Annotated in this window: 26 protein-coding genes; 1 reads left to right on the forward strand and 25 read right to left on the reverse strand. The window is 38.9% G+C overall.

The window, feature by feature from the left end; translation table 11 throughout:
• Positions 1 to 56: 56 nt before the first annotated feature.
• The 16 genes from JR050_RS03330 to spoIIQ form a co-directional block, all read right to left on the reverse strand.
• Positions 57 to 431, reverse strand: coding sequence for a hypothetical protein (locus JR050_RS03330; RefSeq protein WP_204202100.1), 375 nt, complete (start codon positions 429 to 431; stop codon positions 57 to 59).
• 157 nt (positions 432 to 588) lie between these two features.
• Positions 589 to 1023 (reverse strand): 3-hydroxyacyl-ACP dehydratase FabZ, encoded by a 435-nt coding sequence (fabZ, locus tag JR050_RS03335; RefSeq protein ID WP_204202101.1) that lies wholly within the window; start codon positions 1021 to 1023, stop codon positions 589 to 591.
• Between the two features lie 79 nt (positions 1024 to 1102).
• Positions 1103 to 1381 (reverse strand): DNA-directed RNA polymerase subunit beta, encoded by a 279-nt coding sequence (locus tag JR050_RS03340; RefSeq protein WP_204202102.1) that lies wholly within the window; start codon positions 1379 to 1381, stop codon positions 1103 to 1105.
• A gap of 21 nt (positions 1382 to 1402) precedes the next feature.
• Positions 1403 to 2221, reverse strand: coding sequence for a flagellar hook-basal body protein (locus JR050_RS03345; RefSeq protein WP_239454079.1), 819 nt, complete (start codon positions 2219 to 2221; stop codon positions 1403 to 1405).
• 24 nt (positions 2222 to 2245) lie between these two features.
• Entirely contained in the window at positions 2246 to 3079 is an 834-nt protein-coding gene (locus tag JR050_RS03350; protein ID WP_204202103.1) for a flagellar hook-basal body protein, read from the reverse strand.
• A gap of 228 nt (positions 3080 to 3307) precedes the next feature.
• On the reverse strand, positions 3308 to 4309 hold the full coding sequence (gene mreB, locus JR050_RS03355) for a rod shape-determining protein (protein WP_204202104.1): 1002 nt from the start codon (positions 4307 to 4309) through the stop codon (positions 3308 to 3310).
• Positions 4310 to 4455: 146 nt separating this feature from the next.
• Positions 4456 to 4725, reverse strand: coding sequence for a sporulation transcriptional regulator SpoIIID (gene spoIIID, locus JR050_RS03360; RefSeq protein ID WP_204202105.1), 270 nt, complete (start codon positions 4723 to 4725; stop codon positions 4456 to 4458).
• 498 nt (positions 4726 to 5223) lie between these two features.
• On the reverse strand, positions 5224 to 6885 hold the full coding sequence (locus tag JR050_RS03365) for a VC_2705 family sodium/solute symporter (protein WP_204202106.1): 1662 nt from the start codon (positions 6883 to 6885) through the stop codon (positions 5224 to 5226).
• Between the two features lie 26 nt (positions 6886 to 6911).
• Positions 6912 to 7214, reverse strand: a complete 303-nt coding sequence (locus JR050_RS03370; protein WP_204202107.1) for a DUF4212 domain-containing protein — start codon at positions 7212 to 7214, stop codon at positions 6912 to 6914.
• Between the two features lie 93 nt (positions 7215 to 7307).
• Positions 7308 to 7490 (reverse strand): hypothetical protein, encoded by a 183-nt coding sequence (locus JR050_RS03375; RefSeq protein WP_204202108.1) that lies wholly within the window; start codon positions 7488 to 7490, stop codon positions 7308 to 7310.
• A gap of 107 nt (positions 7491 to 7597) precedes the next feature.
• Positions 7598 to 8437 carry a DUF1028 domain-containing protein gene (locus JR050_RS03380; RefSeq protein WP_204202109.1) on the reverse strand — a complete coding sequence of 280 codons (840 nt, stop codon included), beginning with the start codon at positions 8435 to 8437 and terminating at the stop codon, positions 7598 to 7600.
• Positions 8434 to 9051 carry a pyroglutamyl-peptidase I gene (gene pcp / locus JR050_RS03385; protein WP_204202110.1) on the reverse strand — a complete coding sequence of 206 codons (618 nt, stop codon included), beginning with the start codon at positions 9049 to 9051 and terminating at the stop codon, positions 8434 to 8436. Before pcp ends, JR050_RS03380 begins: the two co-directional genes overlap by 4 nt.
• Positions 9052 to 9163: 112 nt before the next feature.
• Positions 9164 to 9694, reverse strand: a complete 531-nt coding sequence (locus JR050_RS03390) for a chromate transporter (protein ID WP_204202111.1) — start codon at positions 9692 to 9694, stop codon at positions 9164 to 9166.
• Positions 9691 to 10254 carry a chromate transporter gene (locus tag JR050_RS03395; protein ID WP_204202112.1) on the reverse strand — a complete coding sequence of 188 codons (564 nt, stop codon included), beginning with the start codon at positions 10252 to 10254 and terminating at the stop codon, positions 9691 to 9693. Before JR050_RS03395 ends, JR050_RS03390 begins: the two co-directional genes overlap by 4 nt.
• Before the next feature lie 114 nt (positions 10255 to 10368).
• The gene (gene ggt, locus JR050_RS03400) at positions 10369 to 11970 is read right to left on the reverse strand and encodes a gamma-glutamyltransferase (RefSeq protein ID WP_204202113.1); all 1602 of its coding nucleotides are present in this window, start codon (positions 11968 to 11970) and stop codon (positions 10369 to 10371) included.
• Positions 11971 to 12185: 215 nt separating this feature from the next.
• Positions 12186 to 13088 carry a stage II sporulation protein SpoIIQ gene (gene spoIIQ, locus JR050_RS03405; RefSeq protein WP_239454080.1) on the reverse strand — a complete coding sequence of 301 codons (903 nt, stop codon included), beginning with the start codon at positions 13086 to 13088 and terminating at the stop codon, positions 12186 to 12188.
• A 495-nt stretch (positions 13089 to 13583) separates the two neighbouring features.
• Here spoIIQ and JR050_RS03410 point away from each other — a divergent pair, with 495 nt between their 5' ends.
• Positions 13584 to 14141, forward strand: coding sequence for an REP-associated tyrosine transposase (locus tag JR050_RS03410; RefSeq protein ID WP_204202114.1), 558 nt, complete (start codon positions 13584 to 13586; stop codon positions 14139 to 14141).
• Positions 14142 to 14200: 59 nt separating this feature from the next.
• On the opposite strand, the gene spoIID is transcribed toward JR050_RS03410, so the two are convergent.
• From spoIID to nuoI, 9 genes are all read right to left on the reverse strand, one after another.
• Positions 14201 to 15232 (reverse strand): stage II sporulation protein D, encoded by a 1032-nt coding sequence (gene spoIID, locus JR050_RS03415; protein WP_204202115.1) that lies wholly within the window; start codon positions 15230 to 15232, stop codon positions 14201 to 14203.
• A 258-nt stretch (positions 15233 to 15490) separates the two neighbouring features.
• On the reverse strand, positions 15491 to 16798 hold the full coding sequence (murA, locus tag JR050_RS03420) for a UDP-N-acetylglucosamine 1-carboxyvinyltransferase (RefSeq protein WP_204202116.1): 1308 nt from the start codon (positions 16796 to 16798) through the stop codon (positions 15491 to 15493).
• 679 nt (positions 16799 to 17477) lie between these two features.
• Positions 17478 to 17711, reverse strand: a complete 234-nt coding sequence (locus JR050_RS03425) for a DUF1146 family protein (RefSeq protein WP_204202117.1) — start codon at positions 17709 to 17711, stop codon at positions 17478 to 17480.
• A 194-nt stretch (positions 17712 to 17905) separates the two neighbouring features.
• Positions 17906 to 19408: an NADH-quinone oxidoreductase subunit NuoN gene (gene nuoN / locus JR050_RS03430; RefSeq protein WP_204202118.1), complete on the reverse strand. Its 1503-nt coding sequence runs from the start codon at positions 19406 to 19408 to the stop codon at positions 17906 to 17908.
• Positions 19409 to 19413: 5 nt separating this feature from the next.
• A complete protein-coding gene (locus tag JR050_RS03435) occupies positions 19414 to 20943 on the reverse strand; it encodes an NADH-quinone oxidoreductase subunit M (protein ID WP_204202119.1) in 1530 nt (509 codons plus the stop codon).
• 1 nt (position 20944) lies between these two features.
• Positions 20945 to 22810, reverse strand: coding sequence for an NADH-quinone oxidoreductase subunit L (gene nuoL, locus JR050_RS03440; protein ID WP_204202120.1), 1866 nt, complete (start codon positions 22808 to 22810; stop codon positions 20945 to 20947).
• A 55-nt stretch (positions 22811 to 22865) separates the two neighbouring features.
• Positions 22866 to 23180 (reverse strand): NADH-quinone oxidoreductase subunit NuoK, encoded by a 315-nt coding sequence (gene nuoK / locus JR050_RS03445; protein WP_204202121.1) that lies wholly within the window; start codon positions 23178 to 23180, stop codon positions 22866 to 22868.
• Complete coding sequence (locus JR050_RS03450) at positions 23177 to 23692, reverse strand: NADH-quinone oxidoreductase subunit J (protein WP_204202122.1); 516 nt, start codon at positions 23690 to 23692, stop codon at positions 23177 to 23179. Before JR050_RS03450 ends, nuoK begins: the two co-directional genes overlap by 4 nt.
• The gene (gene nuoI, locus JR050_RS03455) at positions 23689 to 24108 is read right to left on the reverse strand and encodes an NADH-quinone oxidoreductase subunit NuoI (protein WP_204202123.1); all 420 of its coding nucleotides are present in this window, start codon (positions 24106 to 24108) and stop codon (positions 23689 to 23691) included. Before nuoI ends, JR050_RS03450 begins: the two co-directional genes overlap by 4 nt.
• Positions 24109 to 24165: the final 57 nt, after the last annotated feature.

Here is a 24165-nt window from a genome sequence, read left to right on the forward strand (position 1 = left end):
TGCCTGGCACCAATAAAAAAAACGTGCGCTCTGCAGCACACGTTTTTAAATATTCATTATTTATTCTCTTCGTCGTCAGTTAAGCCTGTGTCGGTGCCGTTACCGTTTGTTCCGTTACCATTTGTTCCAGTACCACCGTTTGTGTCTGTACCTTCACCCATGTTTTCTTCTGGATTTTCTGTCATACCTTCGTTACCTTCTCCTGGTGTTCCTTCTCCCTCTTCTGTGTCACCAGGAAGAGTTTCGTCTCCAGGAGTCATTTCATCAATTGTACCGTCATCTTCAGTACCTATATTACCATTGTCTTCTTCATTCATCGTACCATTGTCGTTATTACCAGGAGGTGCTGGGTCTTGATCATCACCACAACCTGTAATTAATAAAACTGCTAAGATTGAACCTGTTAATTTAAGTAGCCATTTCTTATTCATATCGTCCACCCTCTCTTATCTGTTAAATGATGACCACCATATACATATTGGTCTCATTTATGTTGCCCAGATAATGATATTTCTTGCACGATATTTATAAACTTTGAACTTTATTATAGAAAAATCATCCTTATACAAAGGATGATTTTAAAATTTCCTATTCTTGCTTTTCCCCAAGTGCAAACATAATTTCCGTTTCACACACTAGTTCCCCATTAACAGTTGCAATTCCTTTACCTTTTCCAATTGCTCCTCTTGCACGAACAATTTCCACTTCTAGTTTCAACTGATCTCCAGGCTTTACTTGCTTTTTAAAGCGGCAATTGTCAATACCCGTGAAAAATGCTAATCTTCCTCTGTTTTCTTCTTTGTTTAGCATAGCAACAGCTCCAACTTGAGCTAATGCTTCTACAATTAAAACACCAGGCATAACCGGATAATCTGGAAAATGACCGACAAAGTACTGTTCATTAGCCGTTACATTTTTAATTCCAACTGCGCGTTTGCCTTCTTCGATTTCTAAAATTTTATCAACTAATAAAAATGGATAACGATGTGGGATAATTTCTTTAATTTGATTAATATCTAGCATGCTCATTCTCCTTTTATGTAGTACTGTAGTACTTATTATTTTACGATAATAAAAAAAGAAGGGAAAGCTCCCTTCGAGTTTACTTCTTTTTAACAAGGTCAATCACGTGAGTCCACGTACTTTCCTTGAACGCATCCTTCACTTCTCCACTACCGATTACTCCATATCCAATAGCGACACCGGCAAACAAGCTGACAGCTACAGCAAGAACAATGATGATTAAACGTAACCAGATTGGAAAGAGTCGAATTCGAATCTTAACATCGCGAACTTCTTCTCTTTGTTCTTTTTTCTCTTTTTTATTCTGCTTTAGCTCTTCCCGTGTTTTCATTTCTGATTTGTCCACATTTGTCATCATCGTTTATTCCCCTTTGCTACCCTATCGAATACCGTTTATGAGACCTAACATTTGGTCTGCGATTGATATAGATTTTGCATTAAACTGATATGAACGTTGTGTGTTAATGAGTTCTGTCATTTCTTTTTGCATTTCTACGTTCGATTGCTCTAGTGCCCCTTGTTGCATTGCAATATCATTTCTACCGATTGCTGCGAATACATCTGCCTCTAACACATTGATTTCTGCTAAATTTGGTAAGGAATATACATTATTGCCTGCAGATTGAAGAAGCTGCGGTCTATTAATTTGTACAACTGAAAGGTTAAACACTTCGTTTGCACCATTTGGATATTGTACATTTAACTGTCCGTTTGCATCAATGATAAGGTTATTATAACCTTCTTGAAATATAATAGGACCATTTTCACTTGATACTGGATATCCTTCGCTTGTTACAAGCTGCACATCTCCACTTGGAAGGACAGAAAGGCTAAATGAACCATCACGAGTAAAACGAGTCTGACCGTCAACTTCTACTTCGAAAAATTGATTTTCTTTTAGAAGGGCAACATCTAATGCTCGTTCAGTCGTTTTAATCGATCCCTGAGCAAGCTGAAGGCTCGTATGAGAGACTTTTGCTCCTACTCCTTGTCTTACCCCGTTTGGAGTTAAACGGCCTGCCTCATTACGGTCAATAGGTTGATTATTAAACTGTTGAAATAATAACTCTTGAAAGTTAGTCTCACGACGTTTAAAACCAACTGTATCGATATTTGCAAGATTGTTACTAATGTTGTCTAGCTGCTTTTGTAACTGCGTCATTGTATTTGTTGCTGTAATTAAAGAACGATTTATCATAGTTTAATCACCTTTATCCTAAGATTATAAACGGCCAATTTCATTAACTGTTTTTTCTAAGCTCTTATCGTATGCTTGCAATACCTTTTGGTTTGCTTCAAACGCACGAAAGGCGGATAACATTTGTGTCATCGTTTGAGCAGTATCAACATTAGAACGTTCAATAAAACCTTGCTTCAATGAAAATGCTACTGCACCATTATTTAAAGCAGAAGGAAGTACTTGTCCATTTTCGCTACGGAACAGTCCATTTCCTTCTTTTACTAAACGATTTGGGTTATTTGCAATCGAAATGTTAATTCGACCAACTGCTTGTCCATTTTCAATTACAGTCCCATCTTCATTTAACTGAAAGTCACCACTTTCAATGGAGATCGGTTGTCCGTTTTGACCGAGAACATAATAGCCTTCATTCGTTGTTAAGAAACCTTGACCATCGATAGAGAAGTTTCCGTTTCTAGTATAACGAACGTCACCATTTCCATCCTGTACCGTGAAAAACAACGCAGATTTTTGACCTGATTGTGGATCAAAAGGTACATTTTGCTCTAATAGTGCAATGTCTGTTTTTCTACCTGTATCTTGTAGATCTCCTTGCAAAAAGCTTGGAATGGCTTCCTGCATATATGAACCTGTATTTAAAGAACCAATTGTTTTCCCTGAAGGTAATGTATTACCTGTGTTCGGAACTCCTTGGTTGTGTATTCGCTGAAGTAAAAGCTCTGGAAAGGCACGCACGCTTGCCTGATCAGCCTTAAAACCAGGTGTATTGGCATTTGCCATATTATTTGTGTGCATTTCAGTAATTCTTTGCTGAGTTAACATTCCTGATGCAGCTGTATAAAAACCTCTAAGCATAACGATCCCCTCTCTTCACTTTTCACTTTCTCCATTATAAAGGAGTTTTCAGCGAATCTCATCAACCAATATTATCTATCTGTGGAAAAAAAAGCGCAAGTACCCGTGTTGCCTTGGGCAGCAAATGTTCTGGATAGAATAAAAGGGCGTATTTCCCTTTTATTCTATCCAGGTTATTTGACCTCTGGCGGGCTGGGTACTGGAGCTAGATTATTTTATAAAAATTTATTAAACGTAACTTCTTCGAGAAAGCTTGTCCATGCTATCAAGCATGATACCTGTTCCAACTGCAACACAATCCATTGGATTTTCTGCAATTAATACTGGCACTCTTAATTCTTCAGAAAGGAGTGTATCCATACCGTGTAATAATGCTCCACCACCAGTTAGGATGACACCGCGATCAATGATATCTGCAGAAAGCTCAGGTGGTGTTCTTTCTAATACACCTTTAGAAGCTTGTACAATGACTGCTACTGATTCACGTAATGCTTTTTCAATTTCCTCAGAACGTACTGTTATTGTTCTTGGAAGTCCTGAAACCATGTCACGACCACGAATATCAATCTCTTCGTTACGTGCACCTGGGAATACAGTTGCTACTTTAATCTTAATGTCTTCAGCTGTTCTTTCCCCGATTAACAGTTTATATTCTCTTTTGATATATTGTAGGATCTCATTATCAAAACGATCTCCAGCCATTTTTATGGAAGAGGCGGTGACGATATCACCCATTGATAAAACAGCGATATCTGTTGTACCACCGCCAATATCCACAACCATGTTACCGCTTGGTTGGAAAATATCCATTCCAGCACCAATTGCTGCAACCTTTGGTTCTTCTTCTAAATACACCTTTTTTCCGCCACTCTTTTCAGCAGCTTCTTTAATTGCTTTTTGTTCAACTTTTGTTATGTTAGTTGGACAACAAATTAGAATACGTGGTTTAGAAAGAAAGCCTTTTACATTTAATTTATTTATGAAGTGCTTTAACATCGCTTCTGTCACATCAAAATCAGCAATGACTCCATCCTTTAAGGGACGAATCGCAACTATATTCCCTGGTGTACGTCCTACCATTCTTCTCGCTTCTTCACCTACCGCAAGTACTTTTCCAGAATTACGGTCAATTGCAACTACTGATGGTTCGTTTAATACAATTCCTTTTCCTTTTACATGAATCAGTACGTTAGCTGTACCTAAGTCAATACCTATATCCCTAGCAAACATTCTAAATAGTCCTCCCTGCCAATTCAAAACGATAATATTCTATTGATATATTATCACAATTTGGCGCAGAGTATATGACTATAAATGAAAAATCAAGAAAAATTTGCAAAAAAATGTCGAGATATGGTTTTTTTTCTGAATAAATCTTATTTTACTACCTCTTCTTGCTCTTCTTTTTTATACTTCAGCTTTGTTGCTTCACCGCCACGCAAGTGCCTAATTGATTTATGGTAATCAAGTATGTCTTTTACTTCGTTTGCCAGATCTGGATTAATCTCAGGTAATCTTTCCGTCAAGTCCTTATGAACTGTACTTTTGGAAACACCAAATTCTTTCGCAATTACACGAACAGTCTTTTTTGTCTCCACGATATACTTTCCAATCTTGATAGTACGCTCTCTGATGTAATCGTGCACACTCTCGCCTCCCTATTTGGATGTGAGAAGTGTGAAATGAGACTCGTTTTATTACCTACGAAGAAGTAAATTATGCTCGTTCAACTAATGGAGATTTCAGTATTTTCTAGGATCTTCGAAGAGTTACACGACCTCTCACCTCAAACACTCTCTTTGTTAGGTTTGTAACATTTTATTAGCTTGGTTGTGGATATATGCTAAAAAGTCAAGTAGGACAAGGGTTTTATCTGATTTTTTTACAAATCTCTTTTCAACTGCGAATGCTTCTTCGTCCAAAGGACTAAGGATCCAACCAAGTTTTTCTAAAATCTTTGTCCTTGTTAATGGTTGTATGTCCAAAACATTACTTTTATTACCATTATGTAATCGTTTTTTAAAATACAAGTGCAGGAACACTATGTCATGTTTCAGATATTTTCCAGGAAATATGTCGAATAAACATGCTAGAGAAGATAGAAAAGGTACAAAATCGAGTAGACTTTGTACCTTTTGAAATGTTTATTGTTTTGGTTCGTTCAACCACACTTCTCCATCTTTAAATATCATTTGTTCAGGATATCTTAGATTCATTACTTCTTCCTGTGCTTTTTGACTTGGTGGGGCTGTACTTAGAGAAACAATGACGTTTGTCAGGACCGCTGCTGCTGCTCCAAATACACCCGCGCCTGTGTCAATAATTCCAAGTATGACAAACGCTCCTGATTTTGATGCAAAAATGTAGGCTAACGTAACCGCTAGACCAACAATCATTCCCGCCGTTACTCCTTTAGCATTCGAACGTTTCCACCATACACCAAGGACAAGTGCCGGGAAGAAGGTACCCGATGCTAACGCAAAGGCCCACGCTACAATTTGAGTGATTGCACCTGGTGGGTTTAGCGCTACTAGACCTGCAACTACTGTTGCTACCACGATTGTAATTCTTGCTACTTTTAAACGATTAGCGTCTGTTGCTTCTGGCTTTAGTACTCTGTAGTAAATGTCATGTGCAAATGAAGAAGAAATAGCAATTAATAATCCACCTGCAGTTGATAATGCTGCTGCCATTGCACCTGCAGCGACAAGGCCGATGACAAATACTCCGAGATTTGCAATTTCTGGTGTTGCCATTACAACAATATCTTTATCAATGATAAGTTCTGACCATTGTAAAATTCCATCTCCATTCGTATCTGCTAACTGAAGCTTCCCTGTATTCACCCAAGATTTCGTCCATTCTGGCAGTTGGTCAATAGGACTACCTGCAACGTTTTTCATTAAGATAAAACGAGAAAATGCCGCATATGCCGGTGCAGATAAATAGAGTAAACCAATAAATAGTAACGCCCAAGCGCCAGACCAGCGTGCTGCCTTCATTGTAGATACGGTGTAAAAACGAACAATTACATGTGGTAAACCCGCTGTTCCTGCCATTAATGTAAATAGTAAAGCAAGGAACTGCCATTTCGTTCCGTTCGTGAATGGAGCGAAGTATTCCGATACCCCAAGCTCACGATCTAACTCACCAAGTTGACTCACGATGTTTCCATAGGATAGCCAAGGTAGTGGATTTCCTGTAAGTTGTAAGGACATAAAAATGACAGGAATTAAATAGGCAATAATTAAGATAATATACTGAGCAACTTGCGTCCACGTAATCCCTTTCATGCCTCCGAATGCTGCATAAATGGCAATCAAGACAACGCCAATCATCGTACCTGTTTTGGCATCGATTTCAAAAAGGCGACCAATAACTACTCCAGATCCTGAAAGTTGACCAATGGAGTAAGTAAAACTAATCACAATCGTACAAATTGCGGCAATCACACGGGCTGTATGACTTTCAAAACGGTCACCGATAAATTCCGGTACCGTATAACGACCATATTTTCTTAATTGAGGAGCTAGTAAGAATGTTAATAGTAAGTAGCCGCCAGTCCACCCCATAATGTAGGCTAGACCGTTATAGCCGAGCAGCATCACTGTACCTGCCATTCCAATAAAGGAGGCAGCACTCATCCAGTCAGCGCCGATTGCCATCCCGTTAAAAATTGGTGGTACACCACGACCCGCTACATAAAACTCTGACGTTTCTTTTGCTTTATTGAAATAAGCGATACCAATATAAAGTGCGAAGGTAGCTAAAATAATGGTTAAGGAAACTATAAATTGAAGATCCACCGTATTCCCCCTTTTACAACACTATTCTAATGTTCTACTATTTTTCCCGTACTCAATTGTTCGTTTTGCTTTTCATCGATGCCATACTTTTCGTCAATTTTGTCACTCACTTTTGCATTTACAAATAGAAGAATAATAAAAACAACAATGGCTCCTTGTGCACCCATGTAATAATGGAATGGAAACCCTAAAAACGTGAAGGTTGATAATGATTCCGCAAATAAAACAACACCAAACGAAACGATAAACCAAATGATGAGGTAGATGACAATATTCCGTGAACGTTCACGGAAATAGCTGTCTGCAACTGCTTTTTCAATCTTTTTCATTCATTCACCTCCAAGAGATTTGCACAATCACGGGAAACTGGGGGCATATTCCGTTACTATCTCTAAGAACCACCACCTTTCAGCCCGAAAGTTTTATCCAATTGAAAAAATAAATTTAACCGTATCTAGGAATGGTGCTGGAACTAAGGCAACTTCTACAATGAAATAAATAAAGAGGAATAGAAATGGTAGAGACAGAAAGACGAGTTTTTGCTTTTTGATGGCGTAGACAATAGAAGTAATGGTAACTAGAGCGATTACTAGTATACTGAACATACTTACCCTCCTTTTTTAATTATTTTTATAATGTTATGAATTTTTCGAAATAAATATATTTACTTTTTTGATAGAACAAAAAAAAAATCTGCCACTAGTGTGACAGATTACTTCTTCATAAAGTTAAGTACTTCTAAATCTATTTTTCCTTTTTCTTGCTCTCTACCTTCGAAGTTTTCGGTATGAATATACGTTGTTAGTGCCGCGTGAAGCATTTCATCATCAATATTGGTTTGTTCTAGGTAGCCGTGGCGTTCTAAGTGAGTAACTAGTTCTTCTCTTACTTCGCCTGTGATTGCTGCAATGTTTTCTTCTTTTGTCGGTGCAAAATATAATTGCTGCAGTTCATAAATTCTTATAAGTTCTTTGATTGGATCAGGATGTTCATCAACACGTAAATCAATGAAACGATCATTAAAACCTGCATATCCACCTTTTTCTTTTACAACTAGTAGAGAAGCTGACTGCATGCCTCTGCTATCGCCGCCCGCATCTTGTCCTGCATCTAGTGCTTTTAATAGTCTTTCAGCAAGCGTTCCTTTTGTGTCTTGAAAGGTAGTCGCCATTGCTTGAACGGTTTCTTCACTTACTAGAATGTTTCCTTGCGCAGCAAAGTTCGTTCCTGCGATTCCTCCCGCCCAGTCATAGCATTTTTCACCCGTAAAGGTTGCAGCATTTCCATTCGCATCTACAATTCCGACTTGGCGATAGGCTGCGTCTGTGTCGCTACTAGTTAAAGCATCTATTGTTTCTTGAGCTGTTTTACCAGAAGCCATTAGTTCTAATCCGTCTGTTCCATAAGCTGTATTTGCATAAGACTGAGTTGCGACTGCTCCCACTCCCGCTTTAGCCCAAGGTACAACTGCACCCACACCTAAAAATTTTGATTGCACGGCAATTCCTAGTTCTTTAGTTTCCGGATCAAATCCTACGATAGAAAATGTCATTTCGATTCCCCCATAGATAATGTTTGTATAATTATTTCAATTGAATGTCGCAGGTCGTTTTGTGACCAGCTTGGTAAAGATGTTTGTAGGATGGAAAGCTCATGAGATGCTGGAATATGAAAAAAGCCAGCATGGATGGACTTTTCATTTGTATTGATGTGGTGAAGTATGTGATACATGACAAAATTACATAAATACGTTCCTGCACTGTTTGAAATTTGGGCAGGATATCCTTGCTCTTGAAGTTCATCTATAAGTGAGCGAATCGGTAGTGTGCTGAAATAAGCGGTAGGTCCACCTTGAATAATAGGAGCGTCCTGCTGGGCAAAGCCATTGTTATCTGGTGCTCCATCTGCACAATTTATCGCCACCCGTTCAGGTGTAATCTTCATGCGACCTCCCGCTAGTCCTAACGCAATCACGACATCTGGATCAACGTCATCAATATACCGAATTGCCTGTTTGGCTGTTTGGTCGAAATCTACAGGCAGTACTTTGCCGAATATTTCATAATCGCCGATGACCTTCCCATGCAGCGCCTTCACAATCTCCTCCGTCGGATTCACCTTAAACTCCAAAAACGGCTCAAACCCTGTTAACAACAATCGCTTCATCCAACTCCCCCTATGCATGTGAATATCGCACACCCTTTAACACTCTAAAGCAGTGGGGGACAGGCCCCCGTTGCGTTAATACGTTAAACTGTAAAATTATTAGTGCTTTCTTTTAGCTCATGAAGATTGCTCCGTATGCTAAAGAACCAATAATGACATAGGCAGGGTGTACTTTCCATTTTTCAAGTAGTAAGAAGCTTGCTGCGATTAAGAAAAGAGTTTGCCACACTCCCGAGTCAACGTATGAAGACTTAAAAAATGAGTATGCCATTACTCCAAGTAGGACCGCAATTGTCGGTCTCACATAAGCAGACATTCTTTTTACCTTTGGTGAATCTTTGAATTTATAAAGTAAGCTGAGTAGTCCAATCATTAAGATGAGCGAAGGTGCAACGGTTGCAAAAATCCCAACGAGAGCACCGAGTATTCCCGCTTGGTCATAACCTATGTATCCTGCCATTTTGGTTGCTATCGGTCCTGGCAAGGCATTTCCTAATGCAAGTACTTCACTAAACTCTTGAACAGTTAGCCATTCATAACGGTGAACGACTTCATTTTCTACTAGTGGTATCGAGGCTGGTCCACCACCGTATCCAAGTATTCCGGGTATGAAAAAGGCGAGGAAAATCTCCCAATAGATCAAGAATCTGCGCCTCCTTCTTGACTAGGCAGCTTATCTTTTTTGAGTAAAGCAGTAAGTAATAATACACCGATGATTATTCCAGGATGAAGCCCTAGCCATTCTAGTAAAATAACACTTCCAACAACCATTACGATGGAAGGAACGATACCTAATTCTTTTTTTGCATTTGAAAAAAACTGCCATGTTAAAACCGCGAGCATGACTCCTACAACTGGAACAACTGCTTTTGTCATGCCGGCAACCCATGGTTGTTCTTTAAACGATGTTAACGTGGTAAGTAATACAATCATGAGGATGATAGTCGGAATAATCGTTGCTAAGACTGCGTTGGTCATCCCAAGAAATCCACCCACTCGATAACCGATATATCCCGCCATCTTCGTTGCGATAGGACCAGGTAACGTATTGCCAAGTGCTAACACATCCGCAAACTCTTCATCTGTCATCCACTTATATTGCTGCACGACCTCTTTATGCACGAGAGGAATTGAAGACGGCCCCCCTCCATACCCAAGTATCCCAACCTTGAAAAACGCATAAAACAACTGCCACTGCTTCATTCCCTTCATCCTTTATCACATTAATGTAGTGGGGGACAGGCCCCCGGCGCTTTAAAGCTTTAAAGTAATGGGGGACAGGCCCCCACTTCTTTAAAGGGGTAAAGCATGAAACGATTAGTATGCTGCGATGGCGCCGTCTGTTCTGGATTCTGTGCCACCGATGAGGACTCCTGATTTCGGATCACGCCAGATGATTTGACCTCTGCCGAAGCCCCCTGAATCTAGGGCTACCTCTATTTGGTGTCCTTTTCGGGCTAGTGCCTGCGCTATGGATTGTGGAAAGTGATGTTCCACTTGGATCTTCTTTCCTTCTATCCACTGCCATCTTGGTGCATCTAGTGTTGCTTGAGGATTTAAATGGAAATCAACTGTGTTCATCACGACTTGCAGGTGTCCCTGTGGTTGCATGTATCCACCCATCACCCCAAAAGGTCCTACTGCCTCTCCATCTTTTGTTAAAAATCCTGGAATAATAGTATGATAGGTTTTCTTTCCAGGCTCTAGGGCATTATCATGTTCTGGATCAAGCGAAAAATCAGACCCACGATTTTGGAGCGCTATTCCTGTTCCAGGGACCACAATACCTGACCCAAATCCCATATAGTTACTTTGTATGAAGGAAACCATATTCCCTTCTTCGTCTGCTGTTGCTAAATAAACGGTTCCACCCTTAGGAGGAGTTCCTGGCTCAGGTGTAACTGCTTGTTCCCCTATTAATTCCCTCCGTTGTTTCGCAAACTGTTCAGAAAGTAAATCTTCGGTTCGCACTTTCATCTTTTCTGGATCTGTAATGTATTTCATTCCATCAGCAAATGCTAATTTCATAGCTTCTAATTGTTTATGTATGGCCTCGACATTGTCTCTCTCGTTAAACTCAAACTCCTTTAACGTATTTAACGCAAGTAACGTCACGAGTCCCTGGCCATTCGGAGGAATCTCCCATACCTCATAACCTCTATAATTTACTTTAATTGGGTTAACCCACTCTGGATAATAATTTGCTAGATCTTCTTCATTTAGAAAGCCACCATTTTTTTCAGAGAAATCACTGATTTCCTTTGCTAATCTTCCTCGATAAAAAGATTCACCATTCGTCTCTGCGATTTCTTTTAATGTAGCTGCATGCCCCGGTGAACTCCACATCTCCCCAATCTTCGGTGCGCGTCCATTAGGTGCAAACGTCTCAAACCAATGATTGAATTCTTCGCCTACTGCATTTTTATACGATTCAAAGGCATAACTCCAATACTTCCCTAAAGTTGGAGAAACCGGGTACCCATTTTCTGCATATTCGATAGCTGGCTGAAGTACCTCACTTAAAGGTAATCTACCAAACTTCTTTGATAGTTCTGCCCATGCTGATGGAACCCCAGGAACAGTCACTGGAACTAAGCCAAGTTTCGGCATCGTTTCATAGCCCTTTTCCTTTACTGCATCAATCGAAATACTTTTAGGTGCAGGACCACTTGCATTTAGTCCGTGTAGTTCACCTTTTACCCACACTAAAGCAAAAGCATCTCCACCGATACCATTTGATGTTGGTTCAACAACTGTTAAACATGCTGCAGTTGCGATTGCAGCATCAATTGCATTTCCGCCTTTTTTCAAAATATCTAATCCCGCTTGTGCTGCCAATGGCTGGGAAGTTGCCACCATTCCCTTTCTAGCAATTGTCGCCATTCTTTGTGAAGCGTAAGGATAATGTAAATAGTCCATCTTCATAGTCCCCCTATTACATACATGCGTATAAATCATTTCGCCATTCGAAATAACCTTACGCAACATTATATCAGAAAATATTGAAAATTACACCTCTTTATCCCTTTAAAGCGGTGGGGGCCTGTCCCCCACCGCTTTAAAGCACGAAAAAACCTGCCTTGTGCAGAGGCAGGTTTTGGTCAAGTTGTTGTGTTAGTACATTTTTACGGGATTTAAGCTTTTGCTTGTCCGATTGATGCGTCTGGAGTGTCAGTAGTGTCTTCTGCTGCATCTCCTTCGCCTTCTTCAGGCTTTTCCTCATCAGCGGATTTATCCTTGTCTGTTCCTTCTTCAGAAGTGTTACCTTCTTCTTCAGTTGCTGCTTCTTTGTCAGCTTCTGTTTCAGATGAAGTTTCTTGCGTTTCATCCATTTTGATTTCTTCTTGTTTTAGAGAAGTTAAGCTCTTTTCGAAGAAGTCTAATGGATTTACAGGTTCATTGCCTTTACGGATTTCGAAGTGAGCATGAATGCCAGCTTCCTCGTTATATAGGGAACGACCTGCTGTTGCTAATAGTTCACCTTGAGTTACAGCTGCACCTTCTTCAACTTTTACATTCTCTAAAGCTGAGTACATTGTTGTAACTCCATCACCATGATCTAGTTCAACTACGAAACCTAGTAATGGATCTTTTACTACTTTTGTTACTGTACCACTTAATGATGCGACTACGTCGAATGTTTCCCCGTTCTTGCTAACAATATCAATACCAGTGTTCTCGGTATAAGTATTGTTATAGAATACTAGGGCTGCTTCTTGTTCTTCGCTACTAGCATCGCTATCATAGAAGTGCTTTTGAATTTCAACTGAATCTACATCAACTACAGGCATATTGAACTTCTCAACATTACTTACTACTGGTACTGCATCTTCACCATTCATTGCTGTTCCAGGCTCATTACCTTCAATTTGTCCTTTTGAATCAGCTAAATCGTTCGTGCTGCTTTGGTACCATAAAACTGCTGTCAGTATAATTGCTGCACTTGCTAGATAGATTGCTGGGAATACCCAACGCTTTTTGAAAAATTGATTTGTTTTAGACTTACGAGGATTCTTATTTTCTTCCTCTCTCATCATTTTCATCACCTCAACAACCATTCTGAACAGAATCTCGTAAATCTATACATTTTAACAAAAAAAATTTTCTGATTATTTTTCGACAAAGTGATATGAATTATTCATAGAATGGGAAAATATTTTCTACCCCTTGGAAAAATGACGATTTCTATTAGATACGCTCTGTTAAACTTTGTTGATTGCAGTGAAGGTCGTGCGCTTTCCGCGGACGGTCCGTGAGCCTCCTCGTCGCTCCGCTCCTGCGCACTTGGACACGCAGGATATCCCGCAGGAGCTGCCGCCTACCACTGCAATCAACAAATCTTGAAAAATCAACATTGTACTTTAACAGAGCCATTAGAAAAAATGGACCATTTTCTATATTGTATGAAAGGGAAATCTACACTTTATATATAGAATCTACTAACAATTTGCTGCTAGATTCTTCCTGTTAGAAGGATTTTTTTCACTCATATCGTAAATTAATAGATGAAAATTTAAAAGGAGTTGATGTCTTTGAGTAGAAAAAATCGTATCTGGTATCCAGGAGCCATTTACCACGTCACAAGTCGAGGAAATCGGAGGGCTACCATTTTCTGTGATGATCATGATTATACCAAGTATTTAAGCTTACTCAGTGAAACTCAGCAAACATATCCGTTTCAATTACACGCCTTTTGCCTCATGCCAAACCATCTGCATTTACTTCTCGAAACGAATGACACCCACATTCGTGACATCATGTGGTCTATTCAAACCCCTTATGCAAGGTATATTAACAAAAAGTACGATTTGGTCGGCCACGTATTTCAAGGTCGATATGGTTCAGAAATGATTAATTCTCAAAAATATTTCATTGATGCAAGTCGCTACATTCATTTAAATCCGTACAAAGCGTCTCTTGTCGACGATCCCGCTGACTATCCATGGAGCAGTTACATGTATTATCGTCATGTTAACTCCGTAATCCCACCATCCTTTCTTAACACTACCAAAACTCTTTCACTCTTTTCGGAACACAACAACTACTATCTCTATGTCGAGCATGAACCTGAACAAACAAGACAACAATAATCACCCTTTCACGCATTAAAGCAGTGGGGGACAGGCCCCCACCGCTTTAATGTGTTAAATTATTTTTTTATTTGTGCTGTTATTTCTTCTATGAATGGGTCGATGGAGCTGATTTCGATGTCTTTATAGTAGTAGGAAACGATTTCGTTGTAGGTTTTGCCTTCTTGGGCCATAAAGTTGGCTCCATATTGGCTCATTCCTACACCGTGTCCGAAACCTTTTGTAGTGATAATTATTTCGTTACCTTTTCTCTTCCAGCTAAAATCAGAGGAGTTTAAATCGAGTTCATCTCTTACATATGTACCTTTAAGCTCTTTCCCACCAATCTCTACAACACCAACACGGTCACCCGTTGTTCGTGAAACAATTTTTCCGATATCACCCTTACTTGGCAGCTTTACGCCTAGTTTCCTTTCAAAATCAGCAACTGAGAATGCAACAGCTGTTGTAAACTTTGGTGATTTCTCGTCCCACGGGCTTGGCACACTTCTTAAATAAGGAATTTCATTTTTCCAATATTCCTCTGAGTTCTCGGTAAATCCATTACTTGTTGAAAAGAAAGATGCATCTATTGGTGATCCATTATACAAAAGAATCTGGCCAGATGTTGCATTCACCGCTTCCGTTATCTTTGCTATTTTCGCATCAAAATCACTGCCCCATTGCTTCTTTAAGTCTTCCATATCCTTATATGCTTGATATTCTTTGAAGCTGTCGGTTAACTTAGCTCCTTCAGGCGTCCCTAGTTTTGTTTCACTTAACAAAATTCGTACAACATATGTTCTTGCAGCTAATGCCTGTGCCTTCAATGCTTCGCTTTCAAACTCAGCCGGCATTTCTGATGCCACAACTCCAACTACATATTGTTCTAACGGGATATTCTCTATTTGCTTTTCCACCGAACGGTACACCGGAATATCAATTGATGAGTTATTTTTAACCTCTGGTGCTGACATCACCTGTGGTTTCAGTTCTTCTACTAATGTTCCATGCGTTTTGTCGGTAAACGGTAGTACAAGTAATGTTGGGATGAGTAATGTAACAATAAACAATAATGATCCTAGTACGACGAGTGGTTTTAATGGTTTCAATAGTCCAGCCTCCATCCAAATGAATTCCTTAAGCTATACTTCATTTTTATGGAACTAGACAATCTATTATGACTAAAATCTCGTAACTCTTTTAAAAAAATACTAGAGTTCGTTACTACGGTGTAAAAAATTTAGAATAGTACTTATGGAATATTTTTCAGAAAAAAAACATACACTTTTGTATGTGAAAAAGGAAATAAATAGGAAAAGCATAATTAAAACAAAATAAAAAGAAGCCACAATTGGCTTCCTATTATGTTATGCATTTAAGTCTGATACTTTTACTTCTACATTTACAGCAGGAACTTCTTCCGTGATGCGTTCAATATCTGCACCTAGTCCCGCTAGTTTTCCATGGAAGTTCACATATCCACGATCTAAGTGTTTTAATTCACCTACACGTGTATATCCATCTGCTACTAAGCCGGCAATAATTAAAGCTGCACCTGCACGAAGGTCAGTTGCTGAAACTTCAGCACCTTGTAAGGTGCCAGGTCCATCAATAATGACAGAACGACCTTCAATTTTAATTTGACCATTCATACGACGGAATTCTTCAACGTGCATAAAGCGGTTTTCAAATACTGTTTCCGTAATCATACTCGTGCCGCTAGCTTTCAATAATAATGCCATCATTTGAGACTGCATATCTGTTGGGAATCCTGGATGTGGCATCGTTTTTAAGTCAATTGCTTTTAATTTTTCAGGACCGATTACACGAAGTCCGTCATTTTCTTCAATAATGGTAACACCCATTTCTTCAAGCTTTGCACAAAGAGCACTTAAGTGCTCTAGTACTGCACCTTGAACGAACACGTTGCCTCCAGTAATCGCAGCAGCCACCATAAAGGTACCAGCTTCTACTCTGTCTGGAATGACTGCATGTTTCACTCCACGTAGCTTATCAACGCCTTCAATGCGGATTGTACCAGTACCAGCACCACGAACTTTTGCGCCCATCTTGTTTAGATAATTGGCTAAATCCACAATTTCCGGTTCTTTTGCACAGTTTTCTAAAATCGTTGTGCCTTTTGCCAAAGTTGCTGCCATCATGACATTCTCAGTTGCACCAACACTTGGGAAATCAAAATAAATCTTTGCTCCATGTAATGGTCCATCAACTTCAGCTTCGATATAACCATTACCTACTTTTACTTTTGCTCCCATTGCTTCAAACCCTTTAAGGTGTTGATCAATAGGACGGGAACCGATTGCACATCCACCAGGAAGTGCTACTCTCGCTTTTCCGTTTCTTGCTAATAAAGAACCCATAACTAAGACAGATGCACGCATCTTGGATACATATTCAAATGGAGCTTCTGTTTTAAGCTCAGCTGAAGCATCAACAAAAATTTCTCCATTTTCAAATACTACATCAGCGTTTAATTGACGTAATACTTCATTGATTGTATATACATCCGAAAGAGCAGGTACATCAGTGATTACACTTTTACCTTCACTTGCTAAAATGGATGCAGCGATGACAGGCAGAACGGCATTCTTTGCTCCTTCGACCTTTACTGAGCCGTTCAATTGCCTCCCGCCACGGACGATGATTTTTTCCAAGGTATTTCCCCTCCGCGTCCTAAATTCTATATATTAATATTCAGAAGTTATGATTGGTGTTCCTACCTAGTGGCAGTAGTTTTATCCAATTCACGTTCTTAAGGCTATTTACGTATACTTTTTTTCGATAGTTAGAACTAAAAAGTTCCACTGCTCCAGTATATGCAGGAAGAATGATATTTGTCTCTGTATTCAACCTATTAGTTATATAATACGTTTCTAATCCTTAGCCTGATGATGTAAAATCAACTTCCATAATATCACTGTTTCCGACCTTTGTACAAGGGTAATTTGTAGGAGAAACAAGATATATGTCGAATTTTATACCGTGTTCTTCATACTTGTTTCTTGATGAGACGTAAATAGATTACGTATTAGACTAACTATTTTTGAGGGTGTATATGGAAGTTTGTGTTCGACAATTTCTGCTTGATAAACTATCTCCTTCTTTCCTTTATTGTTTTCTTTCTTAAATATGAACCCGCTCAAAGCCCTCTCCTTATTACTCATTCTTGCCAAACTGTCATTGAGCATACGTGGTAAAAGTCGTCAGACATTAGAAATAAAATAATTACTAAAGCATTATTATGATGAAATAATTTGAATAATGCTTTATCCGTAATGTTAGAAAATTTAGTCTTTTTTCTACAGCTAAAATAATAACCCGGTATACACCGAGCTATAAAATCAATGGAATCTGCTGTGACCAATTTAAATAATCAAGGAAGAAATTACTAACCGTTGATCCGATACAAATGGTTAACAATATTAACAGAATTCGCGCTTGCCAAACATGATTGGGCTTAATAAGAGAGTCAATTTTAACGGCTTGCAAGGCCCACCATGTTATCGTAATAAAAAGTAAATGTGAAATGATACTTAATAACGCTTGCTGTCCAAAGAGCTGATCCATAACAAAGCCTCCTATATATTAGACTTTTTTGCATAGCTTGTTGTTAAATGAGTAAGTCTAGACACGTAATGAGTAACATATCGGGTCATCTTTTCGTCAGAGCATTCAATATTCCAATAGTAAGTAGAAAAGATTTTTACGAAAAGTACCTTTTAAAAAGGAAAAGAGGCTACTATGAGCCTCCCCTCCATAATTTATTGTAAGAAATCAAATCCAAAGTTAGTATTGTCATAAAATAAGTTTAAAGCTAAGTCAGGGAATACTCCAAGAGCAATCGTACCAGCCAAAGCTAAAACAATTACGATGATAATGCTTACCGGAAGCTTGTAGCCTTCCTTGTGAGCAGCAGGTCGGAAAAACAACTGCGTGAGCAAACCAAAATAGTAAACATACGAGATAACCGTAACTGTAATCATGACTGCGGCTAATACGTAATGTTCCATAAATAGTGTACCTAGGAAAATGTTTAACTTCGCAATAAACCCGGCTGTTCCAGGAATACCAGCTAATGAAAGGATAAAAACTCCTAGTGCGATTGCAAGAAATGGGGAAGTACGGTACAACCCAGCAAATTCTGCAATGTCTTCTTTTCCTGTTTTCGTCACTACGATTTGCAACACGGCAAATGCCCCTAAGTTCATTAATACGTATGCTAGCAGGTAGAACCAAATACCATCAAACATAAATGGCGACAGTGCCATGAAGGCAACTAATACATAACCAGCATGCGCGATACTCGAGTAAGCAAATAATCGTTTTACATTACGTTGACGTAATGCAAGTAAGTTCCCAACGATCATTGTCACCGCTGCAATAATTGCAATATAATCTTGCATTGCAGTTAATAAGCCTGTCGTTCCACCATTTGCAGGTGCTTGTGAGAAAATCGTTAAGAATAGACGAAGGATAATCACAAATCCAGCAGTTTTAGAAACTACGCTTAAAAATGCAGTAACTGGCATTGGAGAGCCTTGGTACACATCAGCAGCCCACATATGAAATGGAGCAGATGCGATCTTAAACGCAAGACCAACAAAAAGAATGAAGAACGAAATTGCAACTAAATATTGCAAGTCTGGTGAAATGTAACCAGCTAATTGTGTTCTAATTTCTATTAAGTTTGTTGAACCTGTCAATCCATAAACATAACTCATCCCAAATAGTGTAATCGCTGTAGATATTCCACCATTGATCAAATATTTCATTGCCGCTTCATTCGATGGTAAGTGTTTCTTTCTTAATCCAGCAAGAATATAAGAAGATAGTGATAACAACTCTAACCCAACAAATAATGTAACTAAGTCTCCGCTTGAAGCCATCATCATAGCTCCAAGTAGAGCAGTTAAGAATAAGTAGTAAAACTCACCCTTATCCTCTAACTTTTCTTTTGGCTCATAGCCTGCAGCGAGTAACATAACAAACCCTGCACCAATTAATAATACAATTTTAAATATTTTCGAAAACGAATCTAAGCGATACGTATTTTCTAATATTTGCGTAGCTGGATCATCTAATTGCATGAATACAAAACCAAGGGCAACGATAATACCCGCTAAACCGAGCCAAGCAAATTGCTTTCGGTCTACACTTTGTTTTACAAAAAGATCTAATAAGGAGAGAAGGGTGGCTACACCAAGAATAATGAATTCTGGTGCCATAGCTCCCCAATTAAAGCTTAAAATTGTCTCTAAATCCATCCTTCTTACCCCCCTATTCCTAACATCATTGCTTCAACAGTCGATTTTAGCGGACCAGTCAGTACGTCTGGGTATACACCGATTAAAACGATTAATCCAACCAGCACTAGTACCGGCACTAACTCCACTTTTTTCATATCTGTTACTTCTGTCATTTTTTCATTCAGCGGACCAAATGTCATGGAAAGTACCGCACGTAATAAATAGACAGCTGTCATAATAATTCCGATTGTTCCAATTGCCGCGATAATTGGCATTTCCTTAAATAAACCTAAGAATGCCATAAATTCACTAACAAACCCTGACATACCAGGCAGTCCTAACGAAGCCATCGCTCCTGCTAAGAAGAAGCCTGCTGTAAGCGGCATTACTTTTGATAATCCACCAAGGTTTCCAAGAATCGTTGTGTTTGTACGCTCATACATCACACCTACTAAGAAGAAAAGTAGTGCAGAAATCAGACCGTGTGACACAACCTGGAAGATAGCCCCTTGAATACCCGCTTCATTTAAAGCAGCTAATCCAATTAACACGATTCCCATGTGGGAAATACTGGAGTAGGCTAACACCATTTTAAAATCATCTTGGATAAATGCTAGAAATGCACCATACAATAAGTTAATAACACCAAGCACTGCAAGGACAACTGAGATTTTAACAAATTCCTCGGGAAATAATCCTGCTCCAAAGCGGATTAAACCAAATGCCCCAATTTTCAATAGAATCCCGGAGTGTAGCATAACAACGGATGGTGGTGCTTGTACGTGCACCTTTAACATCCAGCTATGTAATGGGAAGATTGGCAGCTTTACCCCAAATGCAACTAGTAAACCGATAAATAATCCCCAACGTATCTCAGGTGTAATTGGCAGTAAGATTTTTTCAGGTGGCACATTCCCACTAATAAAATCTGATAACAAGGCAATATTTGTTGTACCCGTTCTAGCAAATAGAACGATGATAACGATTAATAAAACAGCTGAACCCAAACCATTATAGATTAAGTAGCTATATGCTGCCTTTTCACGTTCAAAGTAACCCCATTTTCCGATAAGGAAAAACATTGGAATTAACGTTAATTCAAAGAAAATAAAGAATAAAATTAAGTTCTGTGCAGCAAATACTCCAAGCATCCCCAATTCAAGTAAGAGGAAAAGCATGAAATACCCTTTCCATTCTTTCTTAATGTGAATGGATGCAATAGAAGCTAATGTTGCTATTACGGTTGTTAAAAGAAGTAGTACAAGTGCGAAACCATCAATACCCAACTCATAATCAATCGCAAACACTCGATCTCTTATTATCTCTTCAAAGTTTCCAATTTGAATCCATTCATATCTTTCCGCAAAGGATGATAACTTCTTCCCTAATAGATACTGAATGTATATAATCATCGAAACTGCAAGTGGTAAAAGAGTGCTTAAGAACCCAACTAGCTTAATGGTTTTCTCCTGTGCTTTCGGTATGAATGCTAACAGTAAAATACCTAACACTGGGGAGAAAATTAAGAGTGATAAAAGAATTGACTGATTCATCCTAAAGCCCCCTCAGTGTCAATGTATAAACGAGAATTAATAACGCTAAACCTACAAATGCAACAGCACCGTATGTTTGAACTTGACCATTCTGCACTTTTGTTCCTACTTTACTTAAACTATTTACAATGCCTTTCACCCCAGCAATAATGCCATCGATAATAAAGATTTCAATATATTTGAGGAATAAGCTAAATGTTTTCGTAAAGAACACAACTGTCATTTGGTAAAACTCGTCTACAAAATACTTGTTGTATAAAACTCCGTATCCAGTAGGTGAAATGCTACTCAACCAGTCACGCTTGATTGATTTTTTACTGTACATTAAATACGCAAGTAAAATACCGAGAAGCGATACAACTGTCGCAACGATCATAATCCAAGCTGGTCCTTCAATATGACCATGACCAAGTGCATGATTATCCATCGTTAACCAATCTCCTAAAAATGTTCCAAACCAAGGTGTGTTCACATATCCTGCAACAACCGCAAGAACTGCTAATACAACCATAGGGAATACCATGACACCAGGAGATTCATGTACATGTTTTTGATTTCCTCTAGGTGTACCTGTAAACACGAGGAAGAAAAGTCTGAACATATAAAATGCTGTAAAGAACGCAGCGACTACCGCTAACCAAAAGAGGCCGTAATTACCATGTGCCCATGCAGCAATTAAGATTTCATCTTTACTGAAGAATCCTGAAAATAATGGAACTCCACTGATCGCTAACGTACCGATTAAGAATAATGGTGCCGTGTAACGAAGCTTTTTCCAAAGTCCACCCATTTCTTCAATGTTCTGCGTATGCACCGCATGAATGACACTACCTGCCGCTAAGAACAATAGTGCTTTGAAGAATGCATGAGTCATCAGATGGAATACTCCCGCTACATAACCAGCAGAACCAAGCGCTAACATCATATATCCTAGTTGACTCACTGTTGAATAAGCAAGTACACGCTTAATATCTGTTTGAACTAAACCGATTGAAGCTGCGAAGATTGCCGTCACTGCCCCAATTACTGCTACTGTATATAGTGCTGTTTCACTTGCTGCAAAAAGAGGGAATAGTGAAGCGACTAAATATACACCCGCTGCTACCATTGTCGCAGCATGGATAAGAGCTGATACTGGAGTGGGACCTTCCATCGCATCAGGTAACCACGTATGAAGAGGGAACTGGCCTGATTTCCCCATCGCTCCAATGAAAATTAAAATGGCAATTAGCGTTAACATGCCCGCTGAAATCGCTCCAGCTTCAACTGCTTCAAAAATCACACTATATTCAAAGCTGCCAACCTGCCAGAATAATAAAATCATCCCGATCAGTAAACCAACGTCACCAATACGGGTCATAATAAATGCTTTTTTCGCTGCCGCACGTGCCTCTGACTTATAAAAGTAGAAACCAATTAATAGGAACGATCCTACCCCGACAAGCTCCCAGAAAATATATGTTTGCAGGAGATTCGGTGAAAGAACTAACCCTAGCATTGCAAAAGTAAACAATCCTAAATAGGCATAAAACACATGAAAACGTTCATCGTCATGCATATAACCTTTTGAATACATATGTACTAAAAAGCTTACTAGTGAAACAATTACAAGCATTAACGCATTTAACTGGTTCACTTCAAAGCCTGCTGTTAAGCGCATCTCTCCAATTGTTAACCATGTAAAATCCCATATTATAGTCGACTCTGTAAGACGATTAATCAGAACTAAGATGGAAATAACGAGTGAGAGAAACGTGAACAAGATGCCTACATATGCGCTTCCTTCTTTTAACCGTTTCCCAACTACTAATAAAAGTAGAAAAGAGACTAGTGGAAAAAGAGGTATTAACCATGCAAATCCCATCATGTTTATCACAATCCCCTTTATTCTAGTGACGAATCACTAGTTCTAAACTTCTTTATTATTTTTTCAGTATGTTCATTTCATCTACATTTACAGTAGCTCTATTACGATAAAGAGCTATTAGAATAGCTAATCCAACTGCCGCTTCAGCCGCTGCAATTGCGATAGAAAATAATGAAAAAACTTGTCCTGTAATACTCGGATTCACTCCGTACTTACTAAACGCTACCAGGTTGATATTTGCTGCATTTAACATCAATTCAACGGAAATTAATACAATCACAGCATTTCGTTTCGTTAATGCACCATAAAGTCCGATACAAAATAAAATTAATGCTAATACAAGGTAGGCTGATAATGGAACTGAACTCATTCCTCATTCGCCTCCTTTTTCTCGTCTCTTTTCGCTAAAATAACAGCACCAACTAATGCAACTAAAAGGACAACAGAAGTTAATTCAAACGGAATAATATATTTTGTGTATAGCTCAATTCCAATTTGTTTCGTATTATCGATGTGCAGGTCCTTTGCTTGATTTTGCAAGTCTAAATCATAAATTCCGAAATACATCGTAATGGCAAAAGCCGAAATCCCACCGATGACTAAAATTCTTTTTCCAATACTTGAAACTGGTTCACTCGTATCATTATGTCTAGTCAACATGATACCAAATAGCATAATAATCGTGATGGCACCAGAGTAGATTAAGATTTGTACTGCTGCTACAAATTCAGCAGAAAGCAGTACGTAAATCCCTGCGATACTGATAAATGAAAATACTAGAGCTAGAACCATGTGTACGACTTTCGTAAGATTAATCATGAGGACGCCGCCTGCAATGGCTACTAGTGCTAATAGTAAAAATGCTATGAATTCGCCACTCATGCTTTATTCTCCTTTCGTACGTTTTCATCGTTTTCATCTAACCACTCTAGATTCTTGAAAAGGAAATCACGGCTATACTCTGCTAATTCAAAATTGTTCGTCATGACAATCGCTTCTGTCGGACAAACTTCTGTACAGAGGTCACATAAAATACAAATTTCAAAGTTAATATCATATGTGTCAATAATTTTCCCTTTCTTAGCTGGGTCCGGATGCTTTTTCCCTGTTAACTGGATGCAATCCGTCGGACAAATGTTGGCACATTGATTACAAACAATACACTTTTCCGGATAGAACTTTTGGATTCCTCTAAATCTATCTGGTAAGGGAAGTGGCTCGTTTGGATAATCATAGGTTACTTTCTTTTTCGTTAAGTTTTGAAGGGTATATTTCAAACCTTTCGCTAATCCTAGCATGCATTCACACCCCTTATCTGAACGTCTATAACAATCGTTCGTATTAGTATTCTAGCT

Source organism: Bacillus suaedaesalsae (assembly GCF_016890225.1).
Taxonomy (GTDB): Bacteria; Bacillota; Bacilli; order Bacillales; family SA4; genus Bacillus_BS; species Bacillus_BS suaedaesalsae.

Coding starts and splice junctions, on each gene's coding strand:
- JR050_RS03330 (WP_204202100.1), bottom strand. CDS start 431: ATGAATAAGAAATGGCTACTTAAATTAACAGGTTCAATCTTAGCAGTT.
- fabZ (WP_204202101.1), bottom strand. CDS start 1,023: ATGCTAGATATTAATCAAATTAAAGAAATTATCCCACATCGTTATCCA.
- JR050_RS03340 (WP_204202102.1), bottom strand. CDS start 1,381: ATGATGACAAATGTGGACAAATCAGAAATGAAAACACGGGAAGAGCTA.
- JR050_RS03345 (WP_239454079.1), bottom strand. CDS start 2,221: ATGATAAATCGTTCTTTAATTACAGCAACAAATACAATGACGCAGTTA.
- JR050_RS03350 (WP_204202103.1), bottom strand. CDS start 3,079: ATGCTTAGAGGTTTTTATACAGCTGCATCAGGAATGTTAACTCAGCAA.
- mreB (WP_204202104.1), bottom strand. CDS start 4,309: ATGTTTGCTAGGGATATAGGTATTGACTTAGGTACAGCTAACGTACTG.
- JR050_RS03370 (WP_204202107.1), bottom strand. CDS start 7,214: ATGAAAAAGATTGAAAAAGCAGTTGCAGACAGCTATTTCCGTGAACGT.
- JR050_RS03375 (WP_204202108.1), bottom strand. CDS start 7,490: ATGTTCAGTATACTAGTAATCGCTCTAGTTACCATTACTTCTATTGTC.
- JR050_RS03380 (WP_204202109.1), bottom strand. CDS start 8,437: ATGACATTTTCTATCGTAGGATTTGATCCGGAAACTAAAGAACTAGGA.
- pcp (WP_204202110.1), bottom strand. CDS start 9,051: ATGAAGCGATTGTTGTTAACAGGGTTTGAGCCGTTTTTGGAGTTTAAG.
- JR050_RS03395 (WP_204202112.1), bottom strand. CDS start 10,254: ATGAAGCAGTGGCAGTTGTTTTATGCGTTTTTCAAGGTTGGGATACTT.
- ggt (WP_204202113.1), bottom strand. CDS start 11,970: ATGGACTATTTACATTATCCTTACGCTTCACAAAGAATGGCGACAATT.
- spoIIQ (WP_239454080.1), bottom strand. CDS start 13,088: ATGATGAGAGAGGAAGAAAATAAGAATCCTCGTAAGTCTAAAACAAAT.
- JR050_RS03425 (WP_204202117.1), bottom strand. CDS start 17,711: ATGGATCAGCTCTTTGGACAGCAAGCGTTATTAAGTATCATTTCACAT.
- nuoN (WP_204202118.1), bottom strand. CDS start 19,408: ATGGATTTAGAGACAATTTTAAGCTTTAATTGGGGAGCTATGGCACCA.
- JR050_RS03435 (WP_204202119.1), bottom strand. CDS start 20,943: ATGAATCAGTCAATTCTTTTATCACTCTTAATTTTCTCCCCAGTGTTA.
- nuoL (WP_204202120.1), bottom strand. CDS start 22,810: ATGATGGGATTTGCATGGTTAATACCTCTTTTTCCACTAGTCTCTTTT.
- nuoK (WP_204202121.1), bottom strand. CDS start 23,180: ATGAGTTCAGTTCCATTATCAGCCTACCTTGTATTAGCATTAATTTTA.
- JR050_RS03450 (WP_204202122.1), bottom strand. CDS start 23,692: ATGAGTGGCGAATTCATAGCATTTTTACTATTAGCACTAGTAGCCATT.
- nuoI (WP_204202123.1), bottom strand. CDS start 24,108: ATGCTAGGATTAGCGAAAGGTTTGAAATATACCCTTCAAAACTTAACG.